General features: G+C 72.1%; 2 protein-coding genes. Both read left to right on the top strand.

Annotation, left to right across the window (positions count from 1 at the left end):
- Positions 1-2,355: hypothetical protein (locus AB0I76_RS24425; protein ID WP_357039738.1), on the top strand; the 2,355-nt coding region annotated here is incomplete at its 5' end.
- A 10-nt stretch (positions 2,356-2,365) separates the two neighbouring features.
- Positions 2,366-3,959: NAD(P)/FAD-dependent oxidoreductase (locus tag AB0I76_RS24420; RefSeq protein ID WP_357039735.1), on the top strand; the 1,594-nt coding region annotated here is incomplete at its 3' end.

The following is a 3,959-nucleotide window of genomic DNA, read 5'->3' as shown; positions in this document are numbered from 1 at the left end:
CCGAGCGGGGCCGACCGGTCCGCCACCGAGGTGGCGCGTCGGATCGTCGACGAGGTGCGGATGACCCGCGACCTGCTCGACCGGCTCGGCGGGGCGGCGGCGGCCGACCCGCGTACGGTCAGCGGTCCGGTCACCTCGTTCGGGGCGCTGTCCCGGCAGAACCTGTCGATGAGCACCACCGTGTCGGCCGGGGAGGTCCTCGGTGCCGACTTGGCGCCCCGGGTCGCGACCTTCCTCGACCGGGTGGAGGTCGGCACGGACACGCCGGTCGTGGAGGCGCGCCACAAGCTCGACCGACACCTGGCCGGCCTGGGGGAGCGCACGCTCAGCCGGGCCGGGGACCCGGCGTTCCAGGACGCGCTGGCCGATCTCGTCGAAGCGGGGGAGCTGGTCTTCCCGTTCCCGCTGCCGACACCGCCGGCTCCCACCCCGGCCGCGGTCGACCCGGGCACCGCCGCCGATGTGGACGTGCACGGGCGCATCCGTCCGCTGGGCATCGGCGACCTCAAGGTGGTCAAGCAGACGCTGCTGGCGTACCAGCCGGGCGAGGTGGCGTACATCGAGAACGTGCTTGCCCGGGAGTCGAAGTCGCGGGTGCACCGGACGCTGCACCGCACCCAGGTCACGCTGGTCTCCTCGGAGGAGGAGACCCGGGTGTCCGAGCGGGACACCCAGTCGACCGACCGGTACGAGTTGAAGCGGGAAGCCGGCAACACCATCAAGGAGGACATGAGCGTCCGCGCGGGGCTGCAGGTGACCGCCTCGTACGGGCCGGTCGTCGCCACGGCCTCCGGCGACTTCGCGTACTCCACCTCCAAGGAGGAGAGCCAGAAGGCGTCGAGCACCTTCGCGCGGGAGGTGATCGAGCGGTCGGTCACGAAGGTCCAGGTCAAGACGCTCACGTCGCGGACGGCCACCACGACGGACGAGACGGAGGAGACGAGCACCCACGGCGTCGACAACACCGCCGGCGCCGAGCACGTCGTCGGGGTCTACCGCTGGGTGGACAAGCGGTACCGGGCCCAGGTCCACAACTACGGCTCCCGCCTGCTGCTCGAGTTCGTCGTTCCCGAGCCCGCCGCCTTCTACCGGGCGGCGCGCTCCGGCAGCCGCGTCGAGGTGGACGCGCAGCCGCCGGTGCCGTTCCTCAACGACCTGACCCCCTTCCTGCCCCGGCGCTACTGGAGCCGTCTGGCCGCCGACGACCTGAGCGAGGGCAACTACCAGCGGTACGCGGCCCGGTACGGCGCCACCGGGCTGACGCCCCCGCCCCCGGCGACGACCTACATCAGCACCTCGCTGATGAAGGACGGCCTTGACGAGGGCAAGTCGATCGCCATGACGAGCAAGGACTTCGTGGTGCCCGAGGGCTACACGCTGGAGTCGCACGAGATCGCCGTCTCGGTGCTCTGGACGAACTACCCGAAGCTCACGGTGCAGGTGGGCGGGCGGATCTACACCGTCGTCAACGACACCAGCGGGGGCAACGCCCGACTCGTCACCCGGCCGGCGGTGCCCGTCGGCGGTGGCGGAGGCACGCTGCCCGGCACGGCCACCGGGTCGGTCGCGGTCGGCGTGGCCGCGTACGACGTGCGGGCGTTCGCGCTGAACGTGCAGGGCGTGTGCCGTCGGGACGACGCCGCGTACGCCAAGTGGCAGCACCAGACGTACGACAAGATCCAGGCCGCGTACCAGGCACTCCAGACGGCGTACGACCAGAAGCTGGCCACGGCGAACCAGGCGGCGCGGGACGCGGCCGTGGTGGGTCAGAACCCGGCGCTCAACCGGCAGATCGAGCAGACGGAGCTGAAAAAGCTCTGCATCACGATGATGACCGGCCAGCACTTCGGGCAGTTCGGGGCCGTCACCGACCCGCCCGACGCCCCGACCCACCACCCCGAGGTCGACGTGTTCGAGGCGCTGCGCGAGGGACCGGTCGTGCAGTTCTTCGAGCAGGCCTTCGAGTGGGAGCAGATGACCTACCTGTTCTACCCGTACTTCTGGGGCAGCAAGCGGAAGTGGGTGCAGCTCACCGGTGTCGCGGACCCGGACCCGCTGTTCCAGCGGTTCCTCACCGCCGGTTCCTGCCGCGTCGTGGTGCCGGTGCCCATCGCGTACGTCGACGCGGTGCTCTACCTGTTGCAGTCCCGGGCCACCGACCTCGCCGACAAGGTGTGGGGCGGCGGTGACCCGCCCACTCTCGACTCCGACCTCTACGTCTCGCTCGCGGAGGAGTTCCGCAACCAGACCGACGACCTGGGTGGCGCCGTGCCGGAGGGCGAGCCCTGGGAGTTCACCCTGCCGACCACCCTCGTCTGGCTCCAGCCGGACGGCACCCTGCCCAGCTTCGTCTGAGCGGCACGCCATGGTGCGCTCCGCCCACGTCCGCCTCGGCGACGACGACTACCTCGACGAGGCCGAACGCCGCCGACGGTCCCGGGCCAAGCAGGAGGAGGTCCGCCGGCGCGGGCTGACACCGGACTGGTTCCTGGAGGCCCGGGGACGGCTCTGCCTGCCCGATCGGGGCGTACGGGTGGCGATCGTCGGAGCCGGCTTCGCCGGGCTGATGGCGGCCTGGTACCTCGACCGGTGCGGGGTGCAGGTCACCGTCTTCGAGGCGTCGAACCGGATCGGCGGCCGGGTGGTCACCGACCGCACGTTCGTCCGCCCCCACTACGTGGAGGCGGGAGCGGAGCTGATCGGGGAGAACCATCCTCTCTGGCTTGATCTGGCCGCCCGGTTCCACCTTCCACTCGAGGAGATCAGCGAGTATCCGGACGCCCGGCTCCGGTTCCAGGGCCGGGACCTCACCGCCGCCCAGCGGCAGCGGATGGACACCGAGGTCGCCCAGCTGCAACGCCGACTCGGCGCGCTCGCCGTCACCGTCAGCGAGACCGAGCCGTGGCTGGACCCGTCCGCGCCCGCCTGGGACCGGCTCTCGGTCGACCAGGGGCTCGCCCTGGCGCTGGGCGGCCGGCAGCCCGGCCCGCTCGCCCGGCAGTGGTTCGCCTTCACCCTCGGCAACGACAACTGCGCCCCGACCGGGCAGCAGAGCTTCCTCGGGTTGATCGGCTCGATCAGCGCCGCCCGGATGGGCAGCGACACGCCCGGCATGCGCGGGTACTGGCTCTCCACCGAGACGCACCGCTGCGTGGGCGGCAACGACCTGCTCGGCACCGCCCTCGCCGCCGACCTGCACCGGCGCGGGTTGATCCGCCTCGACACGGCGGTCACCGCCGTCCACATCGAGCCGGCTCTCGTGCCACCGGTCGCCGTCACCTTCCGGCAACGCCGGCCGGGCGGGCAGGCGACGAGCGGCGCCGCCCGGTTCGACCACGTCGTGCTCACCGCGCCGCCCACGGTCTGGAGCGGCCTGACCGTCACCCCACCGTTCCCCGCCGGTGGCCGGACGTTGACCCACGGGCCGGCGGTCAAGTTCATCACCCGCTATCCGACCCGGTTCTGGGAGCAGCAGCAGGCCCCGGAGCGGTACCCCGGAGCGCGGTGGGACGAGATGGGATCGCTGTGGGAGGGCACGGACAACCAGGGACCGAGGCACACACCGCCCCGGTCCGATCCGGCGCAGGGGCCGTTCGCCCTCTCCGTCTTCTCCGGCGGGCAGTACGTGCGGCGCCAGGCCGACTACCCGGGCAAGGTCGCCACGATGTTCCCGCACGGACAGCCCGCCGGGACGCTCTTCGTCAACTGGCCGGCCGTGCCGCACATCATGACCGGGTACGCCGTCCCCACCGTCGGCCAGGCCGCCCGGATCTTCCCCGCGCAGCTCCAGCCACACCACGGGCACCTCTACTTCGCCGGTGAACAGACGTCACCGGGTTTCTTCGGCTACATGGAGGGCGCGTTGCAGTCGGGCGGACGGGCCGCCCGGGACATCGTGCGCCGGGTCGCGGTGCCGTGCCCGACCCGCCTCGCGCGCGGCTCGGACTACCGCGGTGGCG

This window comes from Micromonospora sp. NPDC049799 (assembly GCF_040656655.1).
Lineage (GTDB): Bacteria > Actinomycetota > Actinomycetes > Mycobacteriales > Micromonosporaceae > Micromonospora.
The sequence above is the reverse complement of the archived record's forward strand: the minus strand, read 5'-3'. Positions and strand labels throughout refer to the sequence as shown.